The 3,007-nt window shown below is 45.5% G+C and carries 4 protein-coding genes; 2 read left to right on the forward strand and 2 right to left on the reverse strand.

Going from position 1 to position 3,007, the window contains the following annotated elements; genetic code table 11:
- Window positions 1-220 precede the first annotated feature (220 nt).
- Window positions 221-487 (forward strand): TIGR02450 family Trp-rich protein, encoded by a 267-nt coding sequence (locus O9295_RS26925; RefSeq protein WP_002800208.1) that lies wholly within the window; start codon window positions 221-223, stop codon window positions 485-487.
- Window positions 488-623: 136 nt separating this feature from the next.
- Here O9295_RS26925 and O9295_RS26930 read toward each other — a convergent pair whose 3' ends face one another.
- Together O9295_RS26930 and O9295_RS26935 are read right to left on the reverse strand one after the other, a co-directional pair.
- Window positions 624-1,961, reverse strand: a complete 1,338-nt coding sequence (locus tag O9295_RS26930; protein WP_288036325.1) for a DUF4335 domain-containing protein — start codon at window positions 1,959-1,961, stop codon at window positions 624-626.
- Between the two features lie 203 nt (window positions 1,962-2,164).
- Entirely contained in the window at window positions 2,165-2,704 is a 540-nt protein-coding gene (locus tag O9295_RS26935) for a DUF3038 domain-containing protein (protein ID WP_288036326.1), read from the reverse strand.
- A 172-nt stretch (window positions 2,705-2,876) separates the two neighbouring features.
- On the opposite strand from O9295_RS26935, the gene O9295_RS26940 reads away from it, so the two are divergent.
- On the forward strand, window positions 2,877-3,007 hold a 131-nt coding region (locus O9295_RS26940; protein WP_288036328.1), incomplete at its 3' end, for a helix-turn-helix domain-containing protein.

Consider the following 3,007-nt stretch of genomic DNA (forward strand, 5'->3'; position numbering starts at 1 on the left):
CATTGCGGGGATAGGGGGGAAAATTCCGGGACTTTTTCCCTGAAAATTAGGTAGTTGACCACCTGAAAATCGATCAAACCCCACACCCCACACCCCACACCCCACACCCTGCCCCCAGAAAAGCTTTTTCAGCAGCCCCTAATTATTTGCATAACAATTCCCGAAGAGCCGGATAATATAAGGGTTTTAGCCTATCCCGAACTCAGATGTCTTAACTTTTATGCCCAAAAAACAGAAATATCCCCATCTCTTGGGATCAAAATGGACGGCAAAACAAAAAACATGGGGCTGGCGACATTTTCAAGTGGTCAATCGTCAAAATCGCGGTCAATGGGTTTTTGCTGAATTAGTCGCTTCCTGCGATCCGACTGTCCGCTTCTGGATTAATGCTAAACAGTTGCAAGATGCGAATCTTTGGCAATCAGGTTGGCAAACCCTAACGGAAATGAATCAACCCGACAGCACCGACGAGATTATTGTTAATTAATATTAAGAACCCTTGTAATTTTTCTCTCTTTGCCCATCAGCCACGCCGAGAGCTTTTTATTCCTAAGCTGTTAACTATTTAAATTGCCTCTTGCCTCGTCTCAACAGGCAATTTAAATGCGCGAGCAGCTTATAGCTTATTGCTGTTCCATAAAAGTCCGCACCGTACCATCAGAACCAAGAACTAGACGCAATTGGGGATTACCAGGGATATCGAGGGGAGAAACAAAAGGTTGATTAAGCAGGGGCATATTAGTGCGATCGAGATAGATTTTCGCCGCCTGTCCCAGGGGAATAATCTGTTTTAGGGAACCATCCTGATTTAAGACCAAACGGTACTCTAGAGTATGTTTGAGACTTTCCGGCGGTTGCCAACGGGATTGAAAATATTCTCTGGTTTCTGCCACTTGGGGAATTGTATCTAGTAAATTCGTCTCTGGGGCTTTAGCAGTGCTTGTGGGCGGTTTGGGGTCTAAATTGACATTTTCGGGGTTAACAGGGCTTATAGGCGGTAAATTGGGCAATTTTGGCGGTGCTGGAGTCGGATTCATCGTGGTGGGGGGAACATTTGTCAGTGCATTTGTACCCTGAGTGCCGGTGACGGGGGGGGCAGTAATCGGGATGTTCTGATTATTCGGTTCAATTACGATCGCCGTGCCGCCGGGACGCGAACCTGTGACTGGTGGCGGCGGTAAAGTGGACGGCGGAATCACTAGGGGGACGCTAGAGGGACGAACTGGGGCTGGAACGGTTGCCACGGGGGGCGGTGGCGGTAAAGGGGTTTTATTGCCCAAATTTGCCGGTAACTGCGGGTTTGGGGCGGCCGTTCCCGTGGGGGGTAAAGGCAGCGTTGGCAAGGGTTGGGGAATCTTGGCACTATTGGGATCAGTGGTTAAATCATTGTTGGCCACTTGTTGCTGTTGATAAAATGCGATCGCTATTCCCCCGATAGTTATTAGGGCTGAGGCGATTAATCCCGTCCACATCAGGGCATTTTTTCGAGTTTTCTGGCGAATTAATGGGGGTATTAGGGGGCTTTCATGGTTATATTCCCCTAAAGCATTGGCTAGATCGAATAATTGCGATGTGGTTAATTCGATCTCCTGTTTATCCTGATCGGTTAGCAGGGAACCTAAAAATAATTGATGCTGCAGAAGTCCCTGACAACGGAGAGAGGGTAAGGAGGGGAGATGGCTTTCGGGGGAACCACTAGCCACGAAAGAGAGGGTAGAAACGGGACTAGAGAGTAAATTCTGCACATAATTAGCGACAATTTCCCCTAGGAGTTGTAATTGTGTGCGATCGCCTTTGATCGTCACCTGTTTTTCCTCACTCAATCTAGGATCATCAAAACGCAATTGAAAGTGGGCATCGTTTAAGACATTTTTACCTAGCCAAACCGCCAGAGGCGAACTATTTCCCCAAATTTCTAGGGTACAGGTGGGGGGTGTATATTTGCGAATTAGATTACTCATTTTTAGTTATCGGTGGGAATTATAAATTATAAATTATGAATTATGAATTATGAATTATGAATTATGAACTGGGAAGCTTTTTTTCAGTGTTGCCAAAGGCACGGCGTAGCCGTCCAGTAAACAGTAAACAGTAATCGGTGAACTGAAAACTGAAACCTGAAAACTGATAACTGATAACTGATAACTGATAACTGATAGCCTTTTTACTTTTTACTTGCCAAAAGGGTGTGCCAGAGAAGGAGATGACTGCGGGGGCTGCTGTAGAACAATAAATCGATTAATAATTTCCAGGCTAGGGAAATCAGGCTAGAATCACTGAGATTATTTTCCGATATTTCTGGGTATTTTAAGCGAAAATTAGCGATATAATTGCCCAAAAGCGTGGTTTTGACTGGTTCTTGTCCTTGAGTTCCCACTTGTTCCAAGAGAATTACGGCGCGACGGATTAACTCTTGCTTTTTTTGGGCTAGATGACAGAGGAGGAGAACTAGAGAACGGATGTCCGCTAGGGAGAGGTTTGACTGGGGTTGCCAGTAGTGGGCAACTAGGCGATCGCTTGTATCCAGATCTAAGGCTAATTCTTGGGCTGCTTGGGTGATAGACTCGGAGTCTAAATTAGCTAGAGAGACTAAAGCAACCAAAATCAGGTTTAAATAGCTATTAATATTCTCTAACTGCTCGTTACTGGGTGAGATAGCTAGGGGTAAATCCTCACCCGTGGAGGACTCGGCAGACTGAGGCATAGTCAAGGACATAGATAATAAGGAATTGCCAGCAGAAAAACTTGGGTTTAGGAGAAAAAATCACTGGTTCTCAAGTGTCATCGCCAATTTTGGCTCTGAAACCCCGTTCTCAAAGGACGGCTTTACTATGAAATAGTAGCGCATTTACACGATATATGCTAGAATGTGAGATATGGAGAAAGCCTATTCGTTTCGATTTTACCCCACAGCAGAACAAGAGTCGCTATTGCGGCGCACCTTGGGCTGTGTAAGATTAGTTTACAATAAAGCTCTCCATCTCAGAACACAAGCATGGTACGAAAG

Origin of the sequence: Microcystis sp. LE18-22.4A (assembly GCF_027531105.1) — a bacterium.
In the GTDB taxonomy this organism is placed as follows: Bacteria; Cyanobacteriota; Cyanobacteriia; order Cyanobacteriales; family Microcystaceae; genus Microcystis; species Microcystis aeruginosa.

What these genes read in the sequence shown, in the direction of transcription:
- O9295_RS26925 (WP_002800208.1), top strand. Translation starts at nt 221, where the DNA reads ATGCCCAAAAAACAGAAATATCCCCATCTCTTGGGATCAAAATGGACG.
- O9295_RS26930 (WP_288036325.1), bottom strand. Translation starts at nt 1,961, where the DNA reads ATGAGTAATCTAATTCGCAAATATACACCCCCCACCTGTACCCTAGAA.
- O9295_RS26935 (WP_288036326.1), bottom strand. Translation starts at nt 2,704, where the DNA reads ATGCCTCAGTCTGCCGAGTCCTCCACGGGTGAGGATTTACCCCTAGCT.